The sequence below is a fragment of the Rhodospirillales bacterium genome, assembly GCA_028824295.1.
Taxonomy (GTDB): domain Bacteria; phylum Pseudomonadota; class Alphaproteobacteria; order TMED109; family TMED109; genus VXPW01.
Genome location: JAPPED010000003.1, coordinates 344,480 through 369,467 on the forward strand (window position 1 = coordinate 344,480; position 24,988 = coordinate 369,467).

The following is a 24,988-nucleotide window of genomic DNA, read 5'->3' on the forward strand; positions in this document are numbered from 1 at the left end:
AGACCTGCCCGAAGTCCTCCGTGTGGACGGGCCCGTCCGGTACGCCGTCAAAGCGCTTGATTGCGGCCTGCGGGCGGGCGCGGCCCGTCGCGCGTCGTTAACGGCGGCGGGGGACAGAGGAGCTTGCCGATCATCGGTATTTCACGTCCGTCCAAGGGCCTCCAGGAGGCCAAGAGGCAACCGCTGTGCGGGCCAGCACGGGCTGCAGGAAGGCGCGCAGATCATTGATGACCTCGGCGAATGGAGCGGGTGCTACTTCAAAGCGGTCGCGCGCGAGGAAAGCCCGCCACTGGGGTTCTCTCTCAAGGGCAAAACCATCGCTGAGGCCGACAGGGACTTGACCCGGCAAGGGGGTTTGGCGTCGCTCGAAGGTCCGACGGATGGCCTCCGACAGGCCGTCGCCTTCGAACGCAAATTTCTGCGCGATCGTCCAGAGGTCGTAGAAATCCTTCATGCGGCTGTTCCCGATACCGAGCCAGACGATCGCTTGAGTCTTCTCGGCGACGACGGTTTCAGGCGGATAGGTGTGCAGGATTGGCGCAGGCGCGTCGAGAAGGGCCGGGTATTCAATCTCGATTGCCGCAGGCGTGATCACGTCGCCAAAACCGACATCGATCTGGATGGGCAGTTGCGCCCCGGCGATGGTTGCGTCGGTTCTGACGCGCACACCGGGATATTCGCCTTCGCTGCGGATTGGAGCGGCTTCGACGCCGGCAACGTCGAAGACGACCCCATCGTCAGGTACCTCCACAGAGCAGATGGAGCGGATGGTTGCCGCAACCGTTGAGGGATCGGGATCGCCATGACCCAGCAAGTCGAGGTCACGGGTCGGTCGGAAGGGATCGTCCTGCCAGATTGCGAAGAGCATCGCGCCCTTCAGGACAAACCGTTCGCGCTGGTCCGAGACGCTGAGTCGGTAGAGCAATCGCTCGAGCGCGTAGCGGGTGAGGAGAATCTGAAAATCGGTCTGTTCGACGCGGGCGCGCGCGAGCAGTCGGGCGCGCACGGATGCGCCAACATTGCGAAGCTCACGTGCCATCGACGACCATCGCTTCGACATAGGGCCGCATCACGGACCAGACACGCGTCGTGCGAGCGAATTCCCAGAGCTGGTCGGATGTGACGCGGCCGCTGCGGAGACCCTCGCGGAGCCCTTCCAGCGCGATGTCGAGTCCGATCTTGTTGCGATACCGGAAGCAGTCGACGATCGACTTGGCGGGCTCAAATATAGGGACATCGATACCCTCGATTAGATGTCGTTTCACGCCTCCGTCTAGGGCGTGACCGCTGAACCGCACGAAGCGGACCGGGGGGTATTCGAGGTTGGGTTTCCATCCGGTGCGGTCGATCGCCATCCACACGGCCGAAGGCATTTGTAGAGTCAGTTCATGAAACTGCAGCGCGGATGTGAGGCAGATCACGCCCTTTGGCACGAGAGCGGAGGCTTCCGCAAGGCTGCGCCGGGGATCCGGATTCGCGTTGGCCAGTTGGTATAGGCCTCGGGCCACACGCACGACAGTCCCGTCCCGAACTAGGCGGGCTACCGTTTCTGCGCCGACCCCAGCGTCGCGTAGATCGGGCATGCGCACTAGCCCCCGGCGACGAAAGTGGCGCAGGGCCGTGTCGCGCTGCTTGGCCGGCTTATGTGACATAGTCTCATCTTGTTTGATTGATAGAAGAGGATATATCACATTTCTGCCGAGGAATCACGGTTCATGGCACAGAAGGCACCGGGAAAGGAGCACCAAAAGGGTCTGACGCTTCTGCAGACCGCGGATATGTTTCGCGACGAGGACACCGCCTACGCATGGCTTGGAGATGACACCGTGGTGTTGGCGTCAGCGCGAAGGTTGTCCTGCAATCAGTCGCGTTGGGAACTCTTGTTATTTCAATCGTAGCTTACGGAGATGGGCGTCAATTCGGTCCGTTACCTGCCTGCGTTGCGGCAGGTGGTGCTTCTCCTTTTCCCACACTTCATGGAACCGCTCCATCGTCTGTCGAGCAGTCTTGAGCACCGGTGTCTCAGGCAGACGGGCCTTGGCGGCTAGGTAGGACAGTTCGTCGCTTGTGTAGCCGTCGAAGCGCTTTGTTCTCGCGAACTTGAGTGCCGCGTTCTCGTCCTCGATATAGGGAATGGTCGAGACAAGATCGTAGGCCGGCGACAGCGCGGGTGTCCGTTTGTCGGGATAGATCAGCGACCAGTTCTTCAGATGCATGTCGGCGTTGCCGGTCAGCGTGCAGAAGGTCAAACGCCTGATGAATTCTTCCACGTCGGTCTCGCCGGTCTCCACTCCAAGTACGGTTGCAATATTGCGGTAGCTCGCTGTGTCATATTTCTTCTCGGGGTAAACCCCGAAGACCTGCGCGAAGTCCTCCGTGTGGACGGGCCCGTCCGGTGTGCGGTCAAAACGCTTGATCACAAGGGCCTGTCCTTTGAGATCGCTGATCCCCTTTGGCAGGTTTCCGATCGCTTCCACATCGATGAGCTGAATTTCGGGCACATCGATGCCGACCTGGCGGGCCAGGGTAAGGAGCGCATATTCGTTCTCGGGTATGCCCTCGAATCTCACGGACGGAAGTTTGACGATCCATGAGCCACCGACGCCGGATGCCGGTATGGTCAGGCCCTTGTTGGATTGGTCGGTCTGGATCGCCGAGAATTTCAGCTGCACGCCTGCGAGCGAAAAGCGGAGCGCATTCGCGCGCTTCAGTCTGGTGTCTTCGGCGCTGTCGTCCATCTGACCGGGTGGCCATTCTTTGCCATCCGCGGGATCGACCGTGATCGCGCCCGAGAGGTCGTGACCCAGGGCCCAGAGCAGGTGGAACTCGCGCTCCTGCTTCACACCGGCAAGGCCCGCGAGATATGTCCGTAGATGTCCCTCGGGTAGCAGGTTCGAAAAGAAGGGCAACAGGCGTGTCCGCTTGACCGGAAGTTCGGTAATCAGTTGCCCGTACTGGTCCTTGAACCCTAGTCCAAGAGTCGGTCGGTTCCCGTCGGCGATGTAGTCGGCCGTGAAGCTGAAGAGTGTGCGGTCGCCGCCGACATGCGCCAGCGTGCCGATCGTTTCGCCATGGAGGTTGACGTTGAGGACTGAGACGTCAGCCATCGTCGTTCTCCCTGTCATCATCAAGGCGATAAGCCGGTCGAGGCGGCGATGGCTGCTCGGATTGGGCGTGCACGAGCCGGTCCCGCAAGTTCTGTACGGTGCTCGCCACTCTTTGTAGTGACTCCAGGTATTCCGGCGGAATTCCTGCCGTCTCGTCGATTGCCTCCAGCTGCTTTGCGGATCCTTGCCGTGCTTTCGCAAGAACCTTGTACGTCTGTTGCAGCTTGCCGAACCGCCTGCCTACATCCCGCAGTGCTTCCAGTTCTTTATTGACGTCGCCTAACGTTCTGAGAGCGTGGAGGTTGTCCTGGAGTTGCTTCAGTTTGCTTAGGCCGGGATAGATGGTGCTGAGGTCCCTGACGGCATCCAGAGTGCGATTGAGTTCCTTGACTGCTGGCGTGGCTGTGGCGGTTGGTACGGTGGCGCGCACAATGTTGTCCACTGCGGGCACGGCCTTGCGTGGGACCAGCCTGAGGTCAAGGTCGAGCGCGCGCGCCAGTTCAGTCAGGCTCGACAGGCGGATGTCGGCTCCGCCACTCTCGATCTTGGAAATATGGCTTTGCGGGACGCCTGTGCGCTTGCTCAAGGCCCTCTGGCTGAGGCCTTTTGTTGCTCTTGCGCGCTTGAGCGCGACGATAATGTCCTGTGTTGCGTGACGCATTGATATGTTTTTCCATATCTCCATGTCACAACAATATAATAAAGTATATCATGACCAATACTACCGGCTAGCCATGATCTATTTCTATAGATCATTATTGAATGATCATCTTCTATTACCTATCAAGTACGGTGCTGGGCAGACGGCAATGCCATCTACACCCCCTCGAAGTGGTGTTCGAGGACGTCGACGGGGAGAATGACGTTCCAGTGCTTGGCTGTCTTGCCCGCGCCCGGTCTGGCGCCGAGAGCGTATCGGGGCTGAGCCGGCATGAGGGTCCCAAGTTCCTCGAGCGCCGCACCCGGGACGCTCAGCCGCCGTTGCTCGCGCTCCAACCAGAAGCCCACGGCGCCGGCGGCAGTGGCCTTGCCGAGCGCGCGCACGTAGCGGACCAGCGCCAGGGCGTCGATCCGCACCACCAGATGCAGGGAGTTGAAGAGTTCCTCCGCGCCCCCGGCGAGGTCATAACGGTCGAACACATCAGCGATCGTCCGCTCGATCGTGGTTACGCTGACCTCCTGGCCCAGGCGGTCGACCGCCGTGACGCCTTCCGGAGGCTCGAAGCCGCGTGGCGGCCTGACGAACCGGCAAGCGAAACCGGCTGCCTCGAACATGCCGGGCACTCCCTCCGCGATGACCTGCACATCATGCCCCTCTGTGTAGGCGTAACCCTGCAGCTCAAAGGCCGAGTGATAGGCGATCGTGCCGCCATGGCGCAGACGGGAGGCGGCCAGGAAACGGTCGACCGACCAGGTCGCTGCGTCGGCATGCTTGGGCACCGAGGCGAAGACGCCACGGGCAATGCGCCGGATGTTGCCGGCCTGGAGATGCTGGGCGAGCATCGCTGTGACGACCTTGTCATCAGGCCGGCGGCCAACGGCCGCGGCATACTCCGGTCGCCGAAAGACCGCGTTGGCGCTGAAGAATGGCGCGGAGACGAGTCGGGGCATGACGGATCGGGATATCCTGCAATAAAATACATTGTAGCCATATATAATCTATAGTTTGATGCGTCAATAACAAACTATAATGCGTCGACCATGTTCTCGTCTGAGCGGGCTTCCACTGCTGCGCTGGACCGTCCACCGCGCAGTGGCTATTCCGCGCGTAGTAGCCGGCACCCTGCGCCGGCGAGGCGGTCTGGCCAATGGAGGCTACCAACGCAGCAGCCCGGCGACGGTGTGTTGAAGGCGCCCTTGAACCGGCCTAAGGTCGGCAACATGCAGAAGGACAAGAACACAAATTCCCCGCCACCGGACATGCCGGGTCGGCGGAAGGACTGGCGCGATCGGATCAAGGCCGACCTCGCGGCCCAGGTCAAGGCCGGCGGGACCCTCTACGGCATCCGGCCCGACGGCACGTGGATTGCCCGGACCAGGGATGGGGACAGGGTCATCAAACGACGAGACCGGAAGTCCGCCTGAATCGGCTGGTCGGCGCTTTCCACGATGCCGACGCTCTACGTTGTCGCCGGCCCGAACGGGTGCGGCAAGTCCACCCTGACGCGTACCGTTTGGCGCGGGGAAGTGGAGATCATCGACCCCGATGCGATTGCGCTTCGCTTGCCCGACGGTCCGGGCCAGGCCGCCCGTGAAGCGGCGCGCCGCCGCCGGGCGGCGCTCCGCGCGGACCGGGCGCATCTGCTGGAAACCACCTTGGCCGGTTCCGGTGTCCTCCGCCACATGGACACCGCCCGAATGGCACGGTACCGGATCGAACTGCACTACATGTGTCTGGAGTCGCCCGACCTGGCGTTGTGCCGCATCCGCAACCGGGTTGCGCTCGGCGGTCACGATGTCCCGGAACCGGACGCGCGAAGGCGGTTCGCCCGGTCGCGGGCCAACCTGCCTGCCGCAGTCGCGCTGGCCGACGCGGTTCGTCTGTACGACAACACCGACCATGACCGGCCGCACCGCGAAGTTGCGGTCCACGCCGAAGCGAGTTGGTGGACGGCGAAGCAACTTCCGACCTGGGCGGATGCCGCAATCGCACGGGTGACGACGCTATCCCCGTAAGGGCGGCAGCGAGGGTGTAATACACCCTAGCGAACTCAGCGACGTCACCGAGCCAGACCTTTCGGGAACAACCGAAGGCTGCAGCGGATCAAATCAAGGTCGTCAGAAGATGTCGGTCTTGATAGTTGCACGGCCCTGCAGCCGAAGCGGGCCGTAGAGGACGGACTTGCTCTCGAGGGTAATTTCGTGTCCTTAGGAACGTTGCATTTGCAACTTGGCAAACCGATGGCAACCATCCGGTTTCAGAATATGCACAGCGGACGACGAGGCGCTCAGTTCCCGCGCACGCTTTGAGGACGCCGGGCGGTTTCTCCCACATCGCCAATTCATCACGCGAGGTTGACGCCGAGCATTTGGAGTGGCGAGCGGCAACCACCTGACGGGCCGGGGCAGTGCCGTGTTTGTGTCCCGGCGCGCCGCGCGAAACCGAGAAGGGACCAGCAACGCCATGAGCAACCTGACACTGGTGATCGGCAACAAGAACTACTCATCCTGGTCGCTCCGGCCCTGGCTTGCCATGCGCCACGCCGGAATCCCCTTCGACGAGCGGCTGCTGCGGCTGTTCGATGACCACTGGAAGGAGGCCATCACTGCCGTTTCGCCCTCCGGCCGCGTGCCGGTGCTGCTGCACGGCGAGCGCACGGTTTGGGAAACGCTGGCGATCCTGGAATACGTCAATGAGTTGTTCCCGGACGCCGGGCTCTGGCCCGCCGGCCGCGACGCCCGCGCCCAGGCCCGTGCGGTCGCGAACGAGATGCACGCGGGCTTCATCGCCCTGCGCACCCACATGCCCATGAACCTGCGCCGTCGTGACCTCAAGGGGAAGGGCCGCGCGCCGGGAGTCGACGGCGATATCGCGCGGGTCTGCGAGATCTGGCGAGACTGCCGGGCACGATGGGGCGCGGGCGGCGATTTCCTGTTCGGGGCCTTCAGCGCGGCCGACGCCATGTTTGCGCCGGTGGTGACCAGGCTGGACACCTACGGCATCGATCTCGACGAGACCTGCGATGCCTACAGTCGTGCCGTGCTGAGCCTGCCGGCCTTCACGGAATGGCGCGAGGCAGCGCTGAAGGAGCCTTGGATCGTGCCCGAGGACGAAATTGACTGAAGGCCCGTGTAGAGCTCGTTTCGGCCGGAACGCATGACGGCGTGCCGATTGACGACGTCACAGCGGGAGCCGGCCGCGGACTTCTGATCGTGCCAGTACTGCGCGGATCACTGACGGTGCAGCGCGTCGCGGAATGCGGTCCGGTAGTCGGGATGATCTTCGCGCCGATCACATGGTTGTTGCGTGTAGGACCCTGTCCAGCCAGGGCGCCAGGTGATCGATCACTTGGTGACGCCGATCGGCGTCCAAGCTGCTCGCGGGGCCTCAGTCGACGGACATCACGGCATCGGGGTCGTGAATGTGGATGAGCATGATCACCCACTTGCCGTCCTTCTTCCTGAGGGTGTAGGTGGCGCCGCCGCGCTGATAGACCTGCCCGCGGGAATTCAGGCGTTCGAACGCGGTACTCGCGATTGCGGTGCCTTCGGTGAGCCGTTTGACGTTGAGCACAACCCAGCGGGAATCCTCGAAACCGCCGTGGAACATGTAGCGCTTCCATTTCTTGATGGTCAGGCGGATGTCCTTCGGCGTTTCGTAGGCGCGCAGGTCCCCGTTGGGAGCGAGCATGAACAGCGGTGCGTCGTACAGCGGCACGATCTCCCAGGCGTGCCCGTGGTCGAAGGTCTCGAGGTAGTTCCGCATGAACGTGTCGATCTCGTCATCGCCCGTGGCGCCCTGCACCGGCAGCGCCAACATGACCCACGTTGCCGCGACGGCGACGCGGGAAGCGAACCTCGCGCCGTGACCTCGTCGCAAGGGTTGCCGAACGGCTTCACCTGACATGACGCTGCTCCTTGAGGCTCGGTCTCGCAAATCCACCTGCCCGCTTGCCCAGACGATGTTGCGGTATCGATCGGATCATAGGCAGGTACGGACCGGACACGTATGGAGACACGGATTCGCGTGCGGAGTCCGGGCGGCTTCCACTGGCACTTCCAATTTCCACGAAGGAAGGCGGGCTATGCGGGAGGTGTGGCGGTCCAGCCGGCAGGCCGACCACTGGCGTGCCCGGTTCCCTGCCGCCCTAGGCACCGCCCCGCCCGGCGTGCCGGAGGCGTCAGGCGAGGGCCTCGAGGCGACGTTGGCGGATCCGAGCGCTAGCCAGACTCACCCTGCCGCACCACATCCTCGAGGATCGCATCGGTTGTTATCCCCTCCGCCTCCGCCTCGAAGTTCAGGATGATCCGGTGGCGGAGGGAGGGGGGCACCATTGCGTTGACATCGCGGAGGCTCACGTTGAAGCGACCGTCAAGCAGCGCCCCCACCTTCCCGGCGAGCACCAGGGCCTGCGCACCGCGGGGGCTTGCCCCGTAGCGCACGAACCGCTTGACGCTCGAGGGCGCGCCTTCGGAATCCGGGTGGGTGGCCAGGATCAGTCCTGCCACGTGCTCCTTGACCTCGCTCGGCACCAGCACGTCGCGGACCAGCAGCTTGAGGCGCTCGACCTCGTCGATGCCAGTGACCTGGGTCCCGGCCGGCTCCTTCCGGCCGGTAGTGCGATCGATGATTTCCGCGATTTCCGTCGCAGCAGGCGCCCCGACCGTCAGCTTCAGCATGAAGCGATCGATCTGCGCTTCGGGCAACGGATAGGTGCCGTCGATCTCGATCGGGTTCTGGGTCGCGAGGACGAAGAAGGGTCGCGGGAGCGGATGGCGCTTTCCACCCACCGTCACCGCGTGTTCCTGCATCGCCTCCAGCAGGGCGGACTGCGTCTTGGGCGTGGCGCGGTTGATCTCGTCGGCGAGCAGGATCTGTCCGAACACGGGTCCGGGCTGGAAGCGGAGCTCACGACCGGAATCGAGATCCGCGATCACGTCGGAGCCGATGATGTCGGCGGGCATCAGGTCGGGCGTGAACTGGATGCGGGCAAGGTCGACCCCGAGACACCCGCACAGGGCCTGAATCATCCGGGTCTTGCCCAGTCCGGGAAGTCCCTCGATCAGCGCATGCCCCCCCGTGAACAGGCAGACCAGCATCTGCTCCACGACGCGATCATGGCCGACGATGGTGGTGCCGATTCCGGCCTTCAGTTTCTCGAACGTGTCGAGGAACTCCCGGACGCGTTCCGTGCCATCGCCAGGAGCCGCCAGGTCCGTGACCGCGGCAGCCTGCGCACGTGTCGCTGTCGTCATGTTCTCTCCCTCATTCGATTGGCACGCCACCGGGCACCGAGATCCAGCAGCAGCATGGCGAGTGCAGCCGCGAGCAGCCACTCCCGAACGGGAACGGGATGCGGGTACGGCTCCCGTGGCAACTGGAATACATCTGCCGCACGGGCAAGCACCTGTCCCCCGGTCTGCGCCGCAAGGATATGCAGGAACGTGCGGTCGGGTGGGCGATGGCGGAATTCGTCCGGATAGGAGACCACGGCGCCTGTGATCGTGGAGAGGACGTCGGCGCCGGGATCCGGGTCGCGGAGACCCGGATCGCGGGTTCGATCATCGTCCGGGACAGATCCGGCTCCAGCTTGATGGTTCATCGAGACGGCGACCAGGTACGCACCGTGACCGGCGGCGGCCACCGTTCCCTGGTGACGCCCCGGCGCGATCTGGCGGAGTTGCAGAACCCTGCTCTCCCGGTCCGGACGGATTACCTCGGCCTGCACGTCCGCGAAATTGACCGGGCGTCCGTCTTCGCCGGCGACATCGACCGTGATGTCCACCTGGTCGGTATTGACCTGGGTCCGGACCGCCAGGTCGTCCCGGCGCTCACTCCTTGCCGCCCAGCGAACGAGTTGCGCAAACAGCGGCCCGAGTGATTCCCACTCGACCCATTGCGCGCCCCAGCGCGGCTTGATCTCGGATGTGAACACTGCGGTCCTGCCGAGTCCGAAGCGCCAGGCGGCGAGGACCGGATCCTGCGCCGGACCCTCCAGGAGCACGTCGGCGCCGCGGCGCGCCGTGGTCGCGACATAGCCATCGAGCACCGGTACCGCATCGAGCACGTTGCCTCGTGCGACCTCGTGATGGAGCGCCCGCGCCACGGGCCGGAACGATTCCTCGACTAGGCCGCTGCGGGTCGCCAGCTGGGTCTCCATGGTGAAGATGCGCGGCAGCTTGGATGCATCGCTCGTGAAGTAGAACCGGCCCTGGCCCATCTCGCTGATGCTCTGCAACTGCGGTTTGCCCGTTTCCGAGCCGATGGTGACGGCGGAGACGGTGATCTTCTTCCTGACCATGCGTCCGAGAAGCTCCGGAAACTTCGAGGAGTACACCTCGCCGTCCGACAGGATGATCACGTGGCGGATGACGGCGGGACTGCGGTCGATGGCCCGGTACGCCTTCTGGAGGCCCCACATGAGCTGCGTGCCGCCGCCTCCGGCGCGCATCGACGCGATGGCGTCAAGCGTCCTGCGCGGCGCTCCGATGGGGCCAATGGGGACAACCCAGGTCGACTTCATGTCGAAGGCGAGCACCCCGAGCTCGGTGCGCTGATCCATCACCGAAACCGCGCGTTGCGCGGCCTCGCGGGCGAGCGCGAGGCGGTGATAGTCGTCATCGGCTTGGTTCATGCTCCCGGACCGGTCAATGAGGAGCACGATGGCGGTGGAGGGTGCATCGAGCTTGCGCCGGGCCACCATCCTGACCGGGAGCGCTTCCTCGACCGGTGTGTCGTAGTACCCGCCCAGACCGAAGCTCCGCTCGCCGCCCAGCATCACCAGTCCACCGCCGCGGTCGCGCACGAAATCGCGCAGCGCCCGCATGTGCGCGTCGGTCAGGGCAAGGGACGAGAGGTTGCTGAGCAGCACCACGTCGAAGCCGGCGAACATCTCCGGTCCGACCCGGCCGGCCGCGGCGGCAGCGGCCGCGAACGCGGCCGGCTCCGCATGCACGCTGACATCAATGTTCTGGGTCCTGAGAGCGCGGGCGAGGTACTCGGCCTCGGCCGGCACCGGATCGAACAACAGGGCGCGCAACGCCGGGCGGACGGCGACAACCCCGGCCGCGTGGTTGTTGCCTGTCTCCGCGTCTTCGGCCGATTCGATTTGCGCCTCGAAAATGCCGAACCCCTCGCGGTCCATCACCTCCCGGTGGATCAGCGGATTGTCCCCGCGGTGGAGCTGAACTTGGCCCGAACGCACCAGCGTGCCGTCGCGAAACAGTCCGATCCGCGCCATCCCGTCCTGGTTCGCGCGGACCGTGACCCGGATGTCGAAAGGCTCGCCCTGCCGAACGTCGGCGGGAACGTCGACGCGTTCCACGGAAATCTCTCCGGGGGCTGCCCCCCCGATCACCACCGGATGGATCGCGATCCCGCTGCCGTGTGCGCTCTGGACAATGCGGGCCGGGTTGGAAACCGTGTCGTGGCCGTCGGACAGCAGCACCACGCGGCGATCACCCGTCTCGGGCAGGAGCGTCTGCGCGCGTCGCAGGGCCAGTGCCAGGTCGGTGGCATCGTGCGCGGGACCCGGGGCCGACGCCGAATCCGGCGCCGGGTCGGGTAGGGGCGCAGCAGGTCCGGCGACGCCGGGGCCGGGCTCGATCACCCTCGTGGTGCCACTGAAACCGATGATCCCGATGGTGTCGTCCGGACCGGCATGGGCTGCGGCCAGTTCCGCCGCATGGACCGCCGCATCCGCGGCGGGTGCTCCGACGCTCGCCGACTCGTCGACAACGAACACCACGTGGCGGGCCTCTGTATCCAGCAGCATGCGGGGCTGCCACAGCGCGGCCGCCGCAAGGGCGAGGGTGACGAGGCGAAGGCCGGTTGCCAGGGGCGACACCTGCCGACGCCGGCGGTACAGGTACAGGGCTAGTTCGGCACCGCCCGCGGCGAGCGCGATCACGGCGAGGATCAGCCAGAGCGCCTGCTGGTGGGGGTAGGTCGGAGGCGCGACGTCGGTAGCGGACGGGTCGGACACCGGCTCGGCCCTGCCCGGAGTGATGTTCGACTCGGTTGCGTCGAGAAGGTTGATCGCGATCTGGCCCGGTGCGCCGCCGGCGGTGTCCTGGCGCGCATGAATGCCGGCGAGGAGCCCGATGTCGGGACGCTCCCCTGGAACCGGCGCTCCCGTCCGATATTGCACTGGCAGCGAGTCGAGCCGCACGGGATGCAGCCATTCCAGTGCGTTGCCGACGAGGAGGGGAAAGGCGACCCGCACCCGCAGGTCCGACTGCAGGGAGCGAAATCCGAGGAACACGGCCCGGACGGCCCCATCGCCCGGCGCCGCGCTCTCGCGGGTGCCGGCGTCGCTTTCGCGCGGCTCAGTGTTCCGGTCGGCCGCGTTCTCCGCCACCCCGCCATCCCACGCGTACATCAGGAGCGTGTCGCTCGACTCCGCGAGCACGGTGCCGCGGCTTTCCGGCTCCTTCCGCTGCACGGCGAGCGCTTCCTCGACCAGCAGGTCCGTCAGGTCAACGTCGCGCATCACCGGATGGGCCTGGTCCCAACTGGTGACGGCGGGCCGTTCGACGCGGCCGCTGGCCGCAATGGGTGCATCGTCGGGGAGCGCCCCCAGGAGCAGGTACCGCCCCGGCGGCAGGCGTTCGGGCGCGGCGGTATCGATCACCACGACATCGGCCCCGGCGGCGTGGGCGGCGGCGACGGACGGTGCCCGGTACAGCTGGCCGGCCACGTCCGCCCGCAGCGCTTCCTCCAGGAACAGGTCGCCTTCACCGACCAGCGCGATCCGTCGCGAGCGCGGCGCCGGCAGCACCGCGTGCACCGCGTCGTCCGCGCCCAGCGCGTCGCCGCCAGCGATGCGGGCGGTGAGCACGCCCGCCGAGTCGTGCCGGAACGGCAGGACCACGCCTCGTTGCACGCCGGGCGGCAGTGAAAGCCCCTGCTGATGGAGCAGGGCGTCTTCGAACGCAACCTCGAACTCGACGGCGCGCGCGGCATCATCGAAGTTCGCGATTGTGAGGTAGAGCTGGTAGTCCACCTCGGGCGCGGGGTCCCGGCGAAGCGCAAACTCGGTGATGCCAGCGTTGGCCGACGACGCGCCAACCAAGTGCCAGACCAAGGGCGTGTCGGGAATCGACTCCGTGGACGGCTCCGCGGCGTCGGTGAAGACGTGGATGCGCGCGGCCGGTCCGGCGGCGACGAGACGACGGGCGACATCCACGGCATCGGACAGGCGATCCGGCCGGTGGGTCGCAGCGAGGGCGTCGATCCCGTCCCGGAGCCGGTCGGTGTCCGTGGTGAAGGGGACCACGATCTCCCCCCGGGAGGTCATCAGCATTCCGGACTGGCTCCGGTCGAGCCCGTCGGCGACGTCCCGGGCCATCCGGCGGGCCGCCTCGAACCGCCCTTCGGGAACGTCGGTCGCCTGCATGCTGGCCGAGGTGTCGACGATCATGACCACCCGGGGCCAGCCAGACTGGGTGGTCGACCAGAGCGGGTTGGCGATCGCCAGTGCCGCCGCGACGACGGCGAGGAGCTGCAGCCCGAGGGAGACGCTCGGACGCAACCGGAGCCAGGCCGGCCGTGGTGAGCCGCGCCGGTCGTCGACCGCCTCCCACAGTGACAGAGTGGTCACCCGGACCTCCCGGCGCTGCACGCGATACATGTGCAGGAGGAGGACCAGCGGAACGGCCGCGAGCAGCCAGAGCGCTGCGGGGTTGGCGAGGCTCATGCGAGGAATCCTGCCGAGCGAAGCTGCTGCAGGAGCTGCACGTCGGGCGTGCCGGTGCCGGCCAGTCGGACGTACGGTACCTGGAGGCGCCGGCACAGGGCCACCCGCTCGTCGAGGAAACGGGTGAGATTCTGCCCGTACCGCCTGAGGGTCGCGCGCTCGGCGGTCAGCCTCTTCGCCGTCGCCGGCGAGGGTTCTTCGATGTCGAGGAGCTCCACGTCGCCTTCGATGTCGGGCGAGATCTCGTCGTTGGCGAGCACCTGCACCACGCGCGCATCCAGCCCGCGGGCAAGCAGGGCCCGAAGACCGGCCTCGATGCGGGTCACCGGCTCGATGAGGTCGGAGATGATGACGGCCACGCCCGGCGCGAGCGACGAACGCGCGTGTTCGGTCAGGGCGTCGCCGAGCCGGGTGCGCCCGCCCGCCCGGACGGCGCCGAGCCGGTCCAGGAGGGGCGCCATCCGTCGATGACCGCGACGCGGTGTCATCCGGCGATAACGCGACACGTCATCGCCGAGCAGTCCAACGGAGACGCGTTCGTGGTTGGCGAGCGCGACGCAGGCGAGCACGGCCCCGGTGCGCAGACCGTGGTCAAGCTTGGATGGCGTGCCTGCCCCCATGGAGGCACTGGTGTCGACGAGGAGATGCAGGCAGAGATCCCGGTGTTCGCGAAAGCGCTTGACGACGAGCCGGTCCAGTCGCCGGTAGACGTTCCAGTCCACGTAGCGCGTGTCGTCCCCCGGCACGTACGGCCGGACGTCGACGAACTCCAGGCTTGCGCCGTAGCGCGGGCTGCGTCGCTCGCCTGGAATGCGCCCATCGAAGAGGCGCGCGGAATGCAGCCGCAATCGGGCGAGCCGGTAGAGGAAGGCCGCGTCAAAGCGCTCCGCGATGTTCATCGTCGGGTCTGGATGGCCTGGAAGTACCGCTTGATCCGGGTCCGGGCGTCCAGCGGAATCCACTCCTCGTTCAGCGTCTGCTCGGCGCGCCGCGTGAACCGTGCCCGCATGTCCTGCATGGGGCGCCGGGCTTGCCCTCGGGCGGCCTGTCCCGCCGAATCGGCGAGGAACGACCGATGGGCGCCATCCTGGCGAAGGCCCGCGAGCTCGACTTCCGGTGCCTGTTCGGTGTCGATCCGGTCTGCAATCGAGCCGGGCGGCAGGATGGCAAAACCGGTGCCGGGTTCGCCGGCGTTTCGTCCGGTTCCTTCCTCGTCTCTCGGGCTGTCATCGTCGATGCCCTCGCCGGGCCCGTGTTTGGGCCACGGCGGTACGTCGCTCGTCGTGGTGTCGGTTGACTCGGGGAGGCTCGCGAAGCGGTCGCTCGGCGGGGTCAGGCGTTCCTCATCGGGAAAGAGTGGTATGGCCTCCGGTGGTTCGCTGTCCGAGGGCTCGCGTTGCACCGGCTCGCCTCCCTCCGGCTGGCTGGCCGGGCCGCCCTCCTCGGGGCGTTCCCGCACGACCTCCAGCGGCGGCGGCCGGGTTGTGTCGCGTTGCCGCGCGCCGCCCCACAGGGATTCCAGCTCGCCGAGGGCCGCGGCGGCCTCGGCCCGCGAGTAGCGGCGGGCCGACAGTTCGGTGTCGGGCCCGGACACGGTGTCGGCCGGGAGAGGGAGGAGGTTCCCCGGTGCTCCCCCGACCCGCAGGCTCGGCAGGCGATCGTCGAGATTGCGGAACGGACGGCGCTGGTCGGACAGGCGGAGGGCATGTTCGAGGGTTTCGGGATCGATTTCGATCGGCGAATCCCGAAACGCGACGGCAGGCGTGTCCAGAACCGGCTGTCGGGGCGGTCGCCGCAGGGGAGGAATCGGAGCCATTGTCGCGCCAAGCTCCACGGGTCTCGTGTCGGCAACCGGTTTCGCCTCCGGCGCCGCCTGGACGGAGGCGGGGGAGACGAGGGGAACGGGCGGAAGCCAGACGAGGAGGGCGGAGACGGCGAGGACGGCAAGGGCAGCGTGTGTCGGCCGCGAGGACGGCGCCAGCGGGACGCCCGCCGGTACCGAGAGCCTGCCGGCGTGGGCGGCGGCGTCGGACAGGAGCGGGCCGGCCAGCGGCAGATGGGCGCTGGATTCGAACTCGAGGGCGGCGCTCAGTCGCTCATCCAGTCCGAGGTTACGGTCCAGGGTCCGGGCTGCTTGCCGAAGCGGAACCGGGACGAGGAAGCCGGCCATTGCCCCGAGCGCGATCGCCGCCACCACCGCGAGCCCGTACTCGGTCCCGTCGATCGGCCACACCGACTTGAGCAGCAACCACGGTATGAGGACGACATGGACGGCAAGCGCAGCGAGAACCGTGCCGAAAATACCTCTTGCCAGCCGAAGTCTCAGCACCGCCCGGCGCAGGATCGAGCGGAGGCCGGCACGCTCCGAGGCATTCACCGTCACCGCTTGCACCGCCTCCGCGCGATGCCGATCAGAACATCGTCCGCGCGTCGATGCTGCACCGGCGCAGGCCGCGTCGAGGTAGAGAAGGATGCAAGGCGCTCCGCACGAAGGGCGAACCTTCTCTCGATCCGCCGCCAGCGGACGCCGTCGCTAGCGTGGATCATGCGCACGCCCGAAGCTCTCGGGCGAGACAACCGGTCTGGCAGATCGAAAGTTGCATGGCGGCTCGGGCGGGGCGGCATCGAGGATTGATCATTCCCGCCCGGCGGTGCAATGACAACGTCAAATTTGAGGACCTTCGAGTTCGGGGTTCCATCGCAACGGCCTCCACTTTCACGGTTCACGAATCGGGCAGGAGAAAAACGCATCGACGTCGCGCCGAGACAGTCGGTCGGAGGGGTACCGACTTCGGGGGGGCCGCGTCCCGAGCCTTGTCCTCTTGGCGTCGTGAACATCAACAAAACCGAAACAAGCTTGGGTCAGCCGTGGTCCGATACGTCATCAGGAGCTTGGCTGATTGCAGACGGACCGATTCCGTTATGATGGGGCCACGCTACGCATATGCGAGAAGGGGCCGTCACGTCAGAGGGGGAGATGCGAGACCGATGAAGGCATTCAGGCCTGCGAAAAACTTCGGTATCCGTTGGAATCGTCGTCGTGTGGTACAGGGCGTTCTTGGCCTTGGCATCGCGGTAGGACTGGTTTCCCCCGACGCCTGGATGGCAGGTGCCGATGCGGCGGAGATCGCACGACAACGTCCGCAGGACGGCGATCAGCTGACGTTCTTCGGCGGCGACCGCGACGGCGAAGTCATCGCGCCCGCCGATCTCTCCCTGGGAGAGCAGCCCTTTATCGCCTATCCACGTGATCCGTCTTCCGGCGTGATCCGGGATGGATCACGCCTCAACCAGATCACGTTGCTGCGGGTGGATCCTGCCCGATTTGACGACCGGACCCGACCGGGCACCGTGGACGGGATCATTGCCTTTTCGGCCACCTGCACCCACCAGCAGTGTCCGGTGACCGCGTGGGACGTCGAGGCGGAGGCGTTGTTCTGCTTCTGTCATCGGTCCCGCTTCGACCCGTGGAACGCCGGCAAGGTCGTGAATGGGCCGGCCGTGCGGAAACTTCCCACGCTGCCGTTGCGATTGGAGGGCGAAAACGAGCTCAGGATCGCGGGCGGCTTCAGTGGAAGGGTCGGAAATTGATGTCGCGACGTGAATGTCGGGTGTGTCTCCGTGGGAAGAGACGCCCGGGCGGTGCTTCGGCACCCCATTCACCATTCAACCAATCCCACGAAGGACAACCATTGGGGAGATTCACATGAGGAGCCTATTGACGGGCAAGGTCTTAGCGGCCGCACTTCTCGCCCTGATGGTGAGCAGCGCGACCAGCGCCGACGCCATCGAGAACTACAACCCGGTCACCGAGGATCGACTGGACAACCCGGAGCCGCACAACTGGCTCCAGGTTCGGGGCAACCGTGAGGGTTGGGGGTACAGTTCGCTCGACCAGATCAATGCATCGAACGTCGGGTCCCTGCAGCCGGCGTGGCTGTTCTCGACTGGCGTTTCGGAAGGACACCAGTCTCCGCCGCTGGTCAACGACGGCGTGATGTATGTCACCACGCCGATGAACCAGGTCCTGGCACTCGATGCAGCCACCGGCAAGCGGCTGTGGCGTTATCAGAGAGAGCTGCCGGAAGACCTCTTCCAGCTGCACCCCACCAACCGCGGACCTGCGCTGCTCGGCGACAGGCTCTACGTGGCGCTCACCGACTGCTTCCTGGTCGCGCTTGATGCTCGAACCGGCGAGGTGATCTGGGAGGTCGCCGTCGACGACTACCAGGCGGGCTACTACATGACGCTCGCTCCGCTCGCTGCCAAGGGCAACATCATGGTGGGCGTGTCGGGCGGCGAATACGGCATCCGCGGTTACGTCGCGGCCTACGATGCGGAGACCGGTGACGAGGCGTGGCGTACGTACACGGTGCCGGCGCCTGGCGAGCCGGGGAGCGATACCTGGCCCGACGACGACGCCTGGAAGACCGGCGGCGGATCGGTGTGGCTGACGGGGAATTACGACCCCGAGACCGGGATTTCCTATTGGGGTATCGGCAACGCGGCGCCCTGGATGGGCGACACCCGTGGCGGCATGGACAACCTCTACACCACGTCGGTGATGGCATTGAACGTCGAGACCGGGGCGCTCGTGGGACACCACCAGTACCACTGGAACGATTCCTGGGACTGGGATGAGGTCTCGCCTCCGCTCATCTACGACGTCACCCGAGACGGGGAGACCTTCAAGGCGCTCGTCAACGTGGCCCGCAACGGTCACATCTACCTCCTCAAGCCGACCGCTGAAGGTCCGATCGAGTTCGTCGACGCGTGGGACTACGTCTACAGCAACGTGATCACCGGGTTCGATCCCGACACGGGCCGCGTGTCGTATGACGACAACCACTGGCCGGGCACCGGGAAGGCAGCGCTGTTCTGTCCGTCGCTCTGGGGCGGCAAGGACTGGCCGTATTCGGCCTACAGCCCGGACACAGGCCTGCTCTACATTCCGGCGAACGAGAACCTCTGCAGCACCCTGGAAGGTGCTGAAGAGAAATACGTGCCGGGCGAGCTGTACATCGGGGTGCCGATCCCGGTGATCCTCGGCGGGTTCAGCCTCCGTGAGGGGTGGGACCACATTGGGGAAATCCAGGCCTGGAACGTCGACACTGGCGAGGAAGTGTGGAGCAAGAACTTCGATCACCAGAACTGGGGTCCGATTCTTGCGACCGGCGGCGGTGTGCTGTTCTCCGGCGGTACCAACGACCATATGTTCCGTGCCCATGATGCGGCGACCGGCGAAACGCTGTGGGAATACCCGACCAACTCGGGTGTGACCGCTTCGCCGAGCACCTACAGCGTCGATGGCAAGCAGTACGTTGCCGTACAGTCGGGCTGGGGCGTGGACGCCGAGCGCAAGCAGGACGTCCTGCGCGGTATCATTCCCGGGTATGACGTGCACGTACCGCAGGGTGGCGTGATCTGGGTGTTCGCGCTTCCGTAGGGCTTGCAGATGGCTCTTGGGGCGGCGTTGCGGATGCAAGTGCCGCCCTGAGGCCCAACCCTGAACGCGGGAACTTTTGCGACCGGAGTCCGATCACCGGGCTCCGGTCGTTTTTCTGATGATTGCCCCCGCCTAAGTAGCCGCCGATCGCGAAGAAATCGTTGTCGCCGCGTGATCAGAAGATGCCGAGTTCAGTGGTTTCGAATCCCAACTACCAGCCATAACCCCATTCTAATTTGATACTTATGCAAGATGTCTCATGTCTGAGACAGGTGTTATCGGCAGGTCGGTAAACAAGTTGACGCTCACCTGAACCGCCAGGACGTGATGCGCACCGCCGCGAAGTCCGTTCTTGGGTGATCCATGGGCGGCGGAACGGGCGGGCGGAGAAGGGACTGCGCACCAACCGAGGCCGTAGGCGGAGATGCGACCGGAAACCGTTGCGTTCGAGTGACCTGCGTGCGGGCCGGCAGAGGTACTCCACGGCAGCGGCTCGTCGATACGATCAATTGCTTGATCAAAGATGCTGTAGAACGGACGCAGGACGATGCCGTCCGGCCGGTGTCACACTGCGACAATATCCATACGAAACGCTGGGAACCGAGCATGTCTGCCATTGCACCGGACTCGTGACAGTGGATCTGCTCGCAATCGGCGAAGTCATGGCCGAGATCCGGCAAGATCTGACGGCCGGCTTCCGCGTCGGGTTTGCAGGCGACACGTTCAACACCGCGGTCTATTGCGCTAGGGAATCCGACCCATCGGCCCGCATCGGCTACTGCACGCGCGTCGGCTGTGATCCCCTTTCCCACGCCTTCCTGAGCGCAGCGAAGAATGAGGGGATCGATGTTTCCCAGGTCGGCTTCGATCGCGAACGTAACCTCGGCATTTACACCGTGTCGACCGACAGCACCGGCGAACGCATCTTTCACTACTGGCGCAGCAACTCCCCGGCGCGCCGACTGTTCGCATCCGCCGAGCCCCTTGCTTCGCTGCCGCCCGCAAGGGTTGTCTACCTGTCGGCCATCACGCTGGCCATCCTTCGTCCTTTGGCCCGCCGGCGTCTCATCGCGCATTTGCGCGAGTTGCGGGGACGCAGCGCGTGCCATGTGGCCTTTGATTCGAACTACCGGCCGCGGCTCTGGGAGGATGCCGAGACCGCGCGCCGCTCCGTCCGTGAGATGTGGCAGGTTGCGGACATTGCCCTGCCTTCCATTGACGACGAGATCGCCTTGTTCGGCGATGCGGACGAAGAGGCCGTAATCGCGCGCTTCGCCGCTTCAGACTGGCGTGCCTGCGCCATCAAGCGAGGGGTGCTCGGCCCGGTGTCGCCGCGGCTCGCGCGCCGCGCGCATCCCGCATTCGCTCCCGCTCCCGACGTCGTCGATACGACTGCGGCCGGAGACAGTTTCAACGGCGGTTACCTGGCGGCATTCCTTCGCGGCGAAGATGAAGGGCGATGCCTCTTGGCCGGCCACAAGATCGCTTCCCGGGTGGTTGGCGAGTCGGGAGCGTTGATTGCGCGCGGTTGAAACGAGCTTCCGGTCCCGGCAGTCAAACACCCGGTCGGAGCCGTCCCGATGCAAGCCCAATTCGGATCAAGAACCATGACCGACATTGCGCGGAATGTGTTGGCCCGCCTCGGCGAGGCCGGGGTAGTGCCGGTGGTCGAACTGGAACACTGCGAAGTTGCAGTGCCTCTCGCGAGAGCGTTGTTGGCGGGCGGTTTGCCAGTTGCCGAAATTACGTTCCGATCGGAAGCGGCGGCGGCTTCGATCCGGATCCTGCGGGAGCAAATTCCAGAGATGCTGGTGGGAGCTGGGACGGTGCTCAACGTCGAGCAGGTGGAGTTGGCCTATCGCGCAGGTAGCCAGTTTGTCGTCACGCCCGGCTTCAACCCCGCGGTCGTTGAAGCCTGCATTGAGCTTGATGTGCCAATCCTCCCCGGTATCAACAATCCGACTGGCGTCGAACAGGCCATGGGCTTCGGTCTGGAGGCCGTCAAGTTCTTTCCTGCCGAGGCCAGCGGCGGCGTGTCGTTCCTGAAAGCGTTGTCCGGCCCATATCCCTCGGTCCGGTTCCTGCCGACCGGCGGCATCGCCTTGAATAACCTCCGCGACTATCTCGCACTGCCCAATGTCCTCGCATGCGGTGGGACTTGGATCGTAAGTCCGGCACTCGTGCGGGAGTCCAGGTTCGACGAAATCACACGCCTTGCGGACGAAGCGATCGCCCTGGCCGCCCGGAACAGTTGAAGTGGTCAATCGGCAATGAAGGTTGCTTTCCGGATCGGCACGGTGGACGTGGTCCTGCTCCATCAGGGGTAGCCCTCGCGGTGCAGCCGGCCGTGCCGGATACTGTGGGCAAAGCAATCTAAGTTACCGTCCTATATGTTCGTATAACGCGCAGAATGAGCTAACTTTCGGGAGTTTGCGTGCCTCCGCGTGAAGTGCAGTAAGCATTGCACTATCGACCGACGCCGGCGGGTCATGGCAGAGAACAGTGCACGACGCTCTCTAGAGTAACCCCTTTTAGCCTAAGACTTTTGTCGGGCGAGGATCTCCAGGAAATCGCTACTCCGTCACTGCCATTCTAGTTGGGAATACGAGTCGGCCCTTGCCCTCGATAAACTGTGTTGAATGGCATGTACAACTGATGGCTAGACCGCCGCGCAAGCGACGATACACGGCGACACCTAGCCGTGTTGAAGTGAATGTTCGTGCGATTCCGATCCTTCCGCGATACGGTTGGCGGCTGTACGACTTGGACGAATTCCCTACGGTCGGAACCGTCCCCAAGAATTACCTGGCGTACGGAAACCCTAACTCGCCGAGCACGCTCGCTTACTTTGCGAAAAAAGGCCGAACGGGGGCTGACGCACGGGAATGCGTAACCGAGGAAATAATATCGAAGATTGGCGCCATGCTGCCACTGGAGATGGCTAGTTCAAAGCTGGTACGACTCTCAACGAACGATGTCCGCTTTCTTTCCCGTAATTTCGTTGTGCGGGGCCACTATGAGTTACTCCATGGTATCGAAATAGTGGCACTATACTTCAAGGCGAACCCATCCGAAGTGGAGAAAGCCTTCGACCTAAAAGAAAAAGCAGCAGAGCAGCGCTTTTACAACATACATGACATTGTGACGATACTGGAGTCGGTATTCCCAGAAGAAAGCGCCGATCTGAAAAAAGGGTTTTTCAAGATGATTGCATTCGACGCCTTTATTGGGGCACCTGATCGTCATGCTATGAATTGGGGTGTCTTGTCCCCGCTGGAGGCACCTTCAGAGCCTGTCCGTTATTCCCCCATTTTCGATACCGCGCGAGGCCTCTTCCGAGAAATTGCGGACGCCGATTTGCTCAAAAAAGAGCGGCAGCAAGGCAGGGAGCGTTTCTTGGAAAGCTACGCAAACCGTTCACGCCCTATTTTCAGTACAGGCGAGGCGTCGCAGCCGAATCACTTCTCGTTGGTCAAATGGATCGCTACCAACTGCCAAGAACCGGACCGCGACGCCATGTGCACCGTCTTTGACGCGGTTGACATTCCTGCCATCGAACACATGTTACAGAGGTATTTTCGGCGTATTATCACTCAGGAACGCATTTCATTCATAAGGGATCTTCTTTCACTCCGCATAGTCCGTCTTCGTGAGGAGAGTCGCAAATGAAGAAAAGTGTTTTCGACCTTCTCACCTCAGCAAGGTTTTGGGGAACGAAGCGGATTCGTGCACCGTCGACAATGCCGACCGAAAGCACCTTGGAAGTTTATCTCCAGTCGGCCGGACAGCCGACGTTGGTAGGTTGTCTCTCTTGGGAACAGGGAGAGTATGTGTTCCGGTACGAGCCTTCCTATGCGGGGAAGCCGATCTCCGCATTTCCCGAAGTTGGGCAGGAATACCGCTCCCAATACCTCTGGCCATTCTTCGCGACTCGCATCCCTCCCCTCGACCGGGAGGACATGCGCAAGGTGATCAGCGATCGAAAGCTTGACGAGGATCAAACCATTGAGATTCTCGGATCAATTGCCAGGCTCTCGGCTGCCAATCCCTATGAGTTTAGGCTCGCAGGGGGGTAAAGGCTGCAGAAAGCTGTCTGGCGCCGAGCCCTCGAAGCAAGATGGTCAGGCCAAATCAACCGATCTTTGCTCCCGAACGTCAACCTCAGTTCCGCCAGGGCCCGCCTTCATGGAGGGAGATGTCCGGGGCTGCTGTCGGATCCTTGAGCGAGCCTTCGGCACACTGAAGTACAACGCTCGCTGCGACCGGTGCTGCTCTGCACAACGAGCAAACCGAAACCGTCCCATTGGCGAAGCGCGGTCGGCCGCACGGTCGACGGTATGCACGAAAACAAGAGCACGGCTTTCTCGCCGCTGGACCTGCTCAGCTCGATGAAGGACTGGGCAACCGGATCAAGGCAGAACTCGCGGCCCCGGCAGAGGCCGACGGAACCCTCTACGGCATCCGGCTATACGGCACGTGGGTTGCTCGGACCAGGGACGGCGACAAAGTCATCGAGAGACGCAACCGGAGGTACGTCTGAACTGGCTGGACCGCGCTTTCTGGAATGCCGACGCTCTAGCTTGTCGCTGGCCCGTTGCTCGGCGCCCGAGTCTGTTTACATGGTACTGCGGAAAGTCAAAGGGCTAGCGCGCCGAACACTGCTCTGTCGGGAAGCCGGCCAACTTGTTGACGAACTAGGATACTCTGGCCCGGCCGAGATGCCGTCCGGCAATCCCGCTTCCCAAATTTTCGTTCATGAGCTGAGAGCCTCAGCAATACCGATGGAGTGCCGTTAGATGCCGCTCGAATCACTGACCTTCCACAGCGTCGATGTGCGTGCTGTCGTTCTCAAGCTGAATCGCCCTGTAGTCGCCAAGATCGCGACCATTACGGACTGGCCTCTCATCCTGATCGACCTGAAGACCGAGGAAGGGGTCGTCGGGCGCGCCTATCTCGAACCCTACATCGTCAAGTCGATGAACTATCTCGTGCCAGCCTTGCGTGACATGGGGGCGATGCTCAAAGGCAAAAAGCTGGCACCGACTGAAATCTATGAAACCGCGCGAAAATCGCTGCACTTCGTAGGGTACGAAGGCATGACGATGATCGCTGTCTCTGGCATCGACATGGCAGCTTGGGACGCCCTGGCCAGAGCCGCTGGCTTGCCGTTGTGCACATTGCTCGGCGGCTCGCCCGGACCAGTGCGCGCGTACAACAGCAATGGGCTCTGGCTCCAGTCGCCTTCCAAAGTCGCTGCCGAGGCGATCGAGATCCGTGACGAAGGACAATTCGATGGCGTGAAACTGCGTCTTGGCAGGGAAGATCCCAAGGACGACCTCGCCACGATCGATGCGGTTCGTCAGGCGGTTGGCGAAGACATCCATGTGATGATCGATTTCAACCAGGGTCTGGACATGGCGGAGGCATTGCGCCGGTGCCACATGCTTGACGACCTTGGATTGACCTGGCTGGAAGAGCCGGTTGTCTACGATAATTTCGATGGGTACGCCCAACTTGCCCGGGAGCTCAAGACGCCGCTGCAGATCGGCGAGAACTTTTATGGACCGCGCGACCTGCATAAGGCGTTGCAGTGCCAGGCCTCCGACTACGTGATGCCGGACTTTATGCGCATCGGCGGCGTCACCGGATGGATGCGCGCGGCAGCCATCGCCGGTGCGGCCGGAATCCCGATGTCAACGCACCTCTATCCCGAAGTCGGCGCCCATGTGATGCGGGTGACCGAAACCGCGCATTGGCTGGAGTGGCAGGACTGGGCCGATCCGATCCTGCAAAAGCCCTATGAGATCAAGGACAGCCATTTGCACATCCCGAATGTGCCTGGGATGGGCCTGGACTGGGACGAGGATGTCGTCGCTGGAAATCTGTACGAAGCCTGACCGCCCCGAAACTTGTGTCGTTGCGTTGCTTACCGAGTTGACCTGTAGACGCTGACGTCAGTCAGAGCCGATTCAGGCGCGCGACCCGGCAACCTCCTCCACTGCCGCCACGATGGCAATCGTTGGCTGCGGCGCGGGAGTGCGCGGGCCTGTTTTGGGTTTGCTGTTCCCGGTCATGCA

20 protein-coding genes are annotated in these 24,988 nt (G+C 64.2%); 10 read left to right on the top strand and 10 right to left on the bottom strand.

Annotated elements, in window-relative coordinates; translation table 11 throughout:
- Positions 1 to 130 precede the first annotated feature (130 nt).
- From OXH60_02925 to OXH60_02945, 5 genes are all read right to left on the bottom strand, one after another.
- On the bottom strand, positions 131 to 1,039 hold the full coding sequence (locus OXH60_02925; protein ID MDE0711067.1) for a nucleotidyl transferase AbiEii/AbiGii toxin family protein: 909 nt from the start codon (positions 1,037 to 1,039) through the stop codon (positions 131 to 133).
- The gene (locus OXH60_02930; GenBank protein MDE0711068.1) at positions 1,029 to 1,652 is read right to left on the bottom strand and encodes a type IV toxin-antitoxin system AbiEi family antitoxin domain-containing protein; all 624 of its coding nucleotides are present in this window, start codon (positions 1,650 to 1,652) and stop codon (positions 1,029 to 1,031) included. The genes OXH60_02925 and OXH60_02930 overlap by 11 nt, the downstream gene beginning before the upstream one ends.
- Before the next feature lie 231 nt (positions 1,653 to 1,883).
- Complete coding sequence (locus OXH60_02935) at positions 1,884 to 3,107, bottom strand: HipA domain-containing protein (protein MDE0711069.1); 1,224 nt, start codon at positions 3,105 to 3,107, stop codon at positions 1,884 to 1,886.
- Positions 3,100 to 3,768: a helix-turn-helix domain-containing protein gene (locus OXH60_02940; GenBank protein MDE0711070.1), complete on the bottom strand. Its 669-nt coding sequence runs from the start codon at positions 3,766 to 3,768 to the stop codon at positions 3,100 to 3,102. Before OXH60_02940 ends, OXH60_02935 begins: the two co-directional genes overlap by 8 nt.
- 155 nt (positions 3,769 to 3,923) lie before the next feature.
- Positions 3,924 to 4,718: a hypothetical protein gene (locus OXH60_02945; protein ID MDE0711071.1), complete on the bottom strand. Its 795-nt coding sequence runs from the start codon at positions 4,716 to 4,718 to the stop codon at positions 3,924 to 3,926.
- Between the two features lie 246 nt (positions 4,719 to 4,964).
- Here OXH60_02945 and OXH60_02950 point away from each other — a divergent pair, with 246 nt between their 5' ends.
- From OXH60_02950 to OXH60_02960, 3 genes are all read left to right on the top strand, one after another.
- The gene (locus OXH60_02950) at positions 4,965 to 5,192 is read left to right on the top strand and encodes a hypothetical protein (GenBank protein ID MDE0711072.1); all 228 of its coding nucleotides are present in this window, start codon (positions 4,965 to 4,967) and stop codon (positions 5,190 to 5,192) included.
- Between the two features lie 24 nt (positions 5,193 to 5,216).
- The gene (locus OXH60_02955; protein MDE0711073.1) at positions 5,217 to 5,783 is read left to right on the top strand and encodes a hypothetical protein; all 567 of its coding nucleotides are present in this window, start codon (positions 5,217 to 5,219) and stop codon (positions 5,781 to 5,783) included.
- Between the two features lie 448 nt (positions 5,784 to 6,231).
- Complete coding sequence (locus OXH60_02960; protein ID MDE0711074.1) at positions 6,232 to 6,891, top strand: glutathione S-transferase family protein; 660 nt, start codon at positions 6,232 to 6,234, stop codon at positions 6,889 to 6,891.
- 264 nt (positions 6,892 to 7,155) lie between these two features.
- Here the strand turns inward: OXH60_02960 and OXH60_02965 are convergent, their stop codons facing one another.
- The 5 genes from OXH60_02965 to OXH60_02985 all read right to left on the bottom strand — a co-directional run bounded on the left by OXH60_02965 (position 7,156) and on the right by OXH60_02985 (position 15,848).
- Complete coding sequence (locus tag OXH60_02965) at positions 7,156 to 7,674, bottom strand: hypothetical protein (protein ID MDE0711075.1); 519 nt, start codon at positions 7,672 to 7,674, stop codon at positions 7,156 to 7,158.
- A gap of 314 nt (positions 7,675 to 7,988) precedes the next feature.
- A complete protein-coding gene (locus OXH60_02970) occupies positions 7,989 to 9,023 on the bottom strand; it encodes a MoxR family ATPase (protein MDE0711076.1) in 1,035 nt (344 codons plus the stop codon).
- Entirely contained in the window at positions 9,020 to 13,465 is a 4,446-nt protein-coding gene (locus OXH60_02975) for a VWA domain-containing protein (protein MDE0711077.1), read from the bottom strand. The genes OXH60_02970 and OXH60_02975 overlap by 4 nt, the downstream gene beginning before the upstream one ends.
- Complete coding sequence (locus OXH60_02980; GenBank protein MDE0711078.1) at positions 13,462 to 14,364, bottom strand: DUF58 domain-containing protein; 903 nt, start codon at positions 14,362 to 14,364, stop codon at positions 13,462 to 13,464. Before OXH60_02980 ends, OXH60_02975 begins: the two co-directional genes overlap by 4 nt.
- Positions 14,361 to 15,848 (bottom strand): hypothetical protein, encoded by a 1,488-nt coding sequence (locus OXH60_02985; protein MDE0711079.1) that lies wholly within the window; start codon positions 15,846 to 15,848, stop codon positions 14,361 to 14,363. The genes OXH60_02980 and OXH60_02985 overlap by 4 nt, the downstream gene beginning before the upstream one ends.
- A gap of 659 nt (positions 15,849 to 16,507) precedes the next feature.
- Here OXH60_02985 and OXH60_02990 point away from each other — a divergent pair.
- From OXH60_02990 to OXH60_03020, 7 genes are all read left to right on the top strand, one after another.
- Positions 16,508 to 17,056 (top strand): Rieske (2Fe-2S) protein, encoded by a 549-nt coding sequence (locus OXH60_02990; GenBank protein MDE0711080.1) that lies wholly within the window; start codon positions 16,508 to 16,510, stop codon positions 17,054 to 17,056.
- 115 nt (positions 17,057 to 17,171) lie between these two features.
- Positions 17,172 to 18,911 carry a PQQ-dependent dehydrogenase, methanol/ethanol family gene (locus OXH60_02995; GenBank protein ID MDE0711081.1) on the top strand — a complete coding sequence of 580 codons (1,740 nt, stop codon included), beginning with the start codon at positions 17,172 to 17,174 and terminating at the stop codon, positions 18,909 to 18,911.
- A gap of 629 nt (positions 18,912 to 19,540) precedes the next feature.
- Positions 19,541 to 20,443, top strand: a complete 903-nt coding sequence (locus OXH60_03000; protein MDE0711082.1) for a sugar kinase — start codon at positions 19,541 to 19,543, stop codon at positions 20,441 to 20,443.
- Positions 20,444 to 20,518: 75 nt separating this feature from the next.
- Positions 20,519 to 21,166: a bifunctional 4-hydroxy-2-oxoglutarate aldolase/2-dehydro-3-deoxy-phosphogluconate aldolase gene (locus OXH60_03005; GenBank protein ID MDE0711083.1), complete on the top strand. Its 648-nt coding sequence runs from the start codon at positions 20,519 to 20,521 to the stop codon at positions 21,164 to 21,166.
- A gap of 400 nt (positions 21,167 to 21,566) precedes the next feature.
- On the top strand, positions 21,567 to 22,580 hold the full coding sequence (locus OXH60_03010) for a HipA domain-containing protein (GenBank protein MDE0711084.1): 1,014 nt from the start codon (positions 21,567 to 21,569) through the stop codon (positions 22,578 to 22,580).
- Complete coding sequence (locus tag OXH60_03015) at positions 22,577 to 22,987, top strand: HipA N-terminal domain-containing protein (protein MDE0711085.1); 411 nt, start codon at positions 22,577 to 22,579, stop codon at positions 22,985 to 22,987. Before OXH60_03010 ends, OXH60_03015 begins: the two co-directional genes overlap by 4 nt.
- A 720-nt stretch (positions 22,988 to 23,707) precedes the next feature.
- Positions 23,708 to 24,808 (top strand): hypothetical protein, encoded by a 1,101-nt coding sequence (locus OXH60_03020; protein MDE0711086.1) that lies wholly within the window; start codon positions 23,708 to 23,710, stop codon positions 24,806 to 24,808.
- Positions 24,809 to 24,988: the final 180 nt, after the last annotated feature.

What these genes read in the sequence shown, in the direction of transcription:
- OXH60_02925 (MDE0711067.1), bottom strand. Translation starts at nt 1,039, where the DNA reads ATGGCACGTGAGCTTCGCAATGTTGGCGCATCCGTGCGCGCCCGACTG.
- OXH60_02930 (MDE0711068.1), bottom strand. Translation starts at nt 1,652, where the DNA reads ATGTCACATAAGCCGGCCAAGCAGCGCGACACGGCCCTGCGCCACTTT.
- OXH60_02935 (MDE0711069.1), bottom strand. Translation starts at nt 3,107, where the DNA reads ATGGCTGACGTCTCAGTCCTCAACGTCAACCTCCATGGCGAAACGATC.
- OXH60_02940 (MDE0711070.1), bottom strand. Translation starts at nt 3,768, where the DNA reads ATGCGTCACGCAACACAGGACATTATCGTCGCGCTCAAGCGCGCAAGA.
- OXH60_02945 (MDE0711071.1), bottom strand. Translation starts at nt 4,718, where the DNA reads ATGCCCCGACTCGTCTCCGCGCCATTCTTCAGCGCCAACGCGGTCTTT.
- OXH60_02955 (MDE0711073.1), top strand. Translation starts at nt 5,217, where the DNA reads ATGCCGACGCTCTACGTTGTCGCCGGCCCGAACGGGTGCGGCAAGTCC.
- OXH60_02960 (MDE0711074.1), top strand. Translation starts at nt 6,232, where the DNA reads ATGAGCAACCTGACACTGGTGATCGGCAACAAGAACTACTCATCCTGG.
- OXH60_02965 (MDE0711075.1), bottom strand. Translation starts at nt 7,674, where the DNA reads ATGTCAGGTGAAGCCGTTCGGCAACCCTTGCGACGAGGTCACGGCGCG.
- OXH60_02970 (MDE0711076.1), bottom strand. Translation starts at nt 9,023, where the DNA reads ATGACGACAGCGACACGTGCGCAGGCTGCCGCGGTCACGGACCTGGCG.
- OXH60_02975 (MDE0711077.1), bottom strand. Translation starts at nt 13,465, where the DNA reads ATGAGCCTCGCCAACCCCGCAGCGCTCTGGCTGCTCGCGGCCGTTCCG.
- OXH60_02980 (MDE0711078.1), bottom strand. Translation starts at nt 14,364, where the DNA reads ATGAACATCGCGGAGCGCTTTGACGCGGCCTTCCTCTACCGGCTCGCC.
- OXH60_02995 (MDE0711081.1), top strand. Translation starts at nt 17,172, where the DNA reads ATGAGGAGCCTATTGACGGGCAAGGTCTTAGCGGCCGCACTTCTCGCC.
- OXH60_03005 (MDE0711083.1), top strand. Translation starts at nt 20,519, where the DNA reads ATGACCGACATTGCGCGGAATGTGTTGGCCCGCCTCGGCGAGGCCGGG.
- OXH60_03010 (MDE0711084.1), top strand. Translation starts at nt 21,567, where the DNA reads ATGGCTAGACCGCCGCGCAAGCGACGATACACGGCGACACCTAGCCGT.
- OXH60_03015 (MDE0711085.1), top strand. Translation starts at nt 22,577, where the DNA reads ATGAAGAAAAGTGTTTTCGACCTTCTCACCTCAGCAAGGTTTTGGGGA.
- OXH60_03020 (MDE0711086.1), top strand. Translation starts at nt 23,708, where the DNA reads ATGCCGCTCGAATCACTGACCTTCCACAGCGTCGATGTGCGTGCTGTC.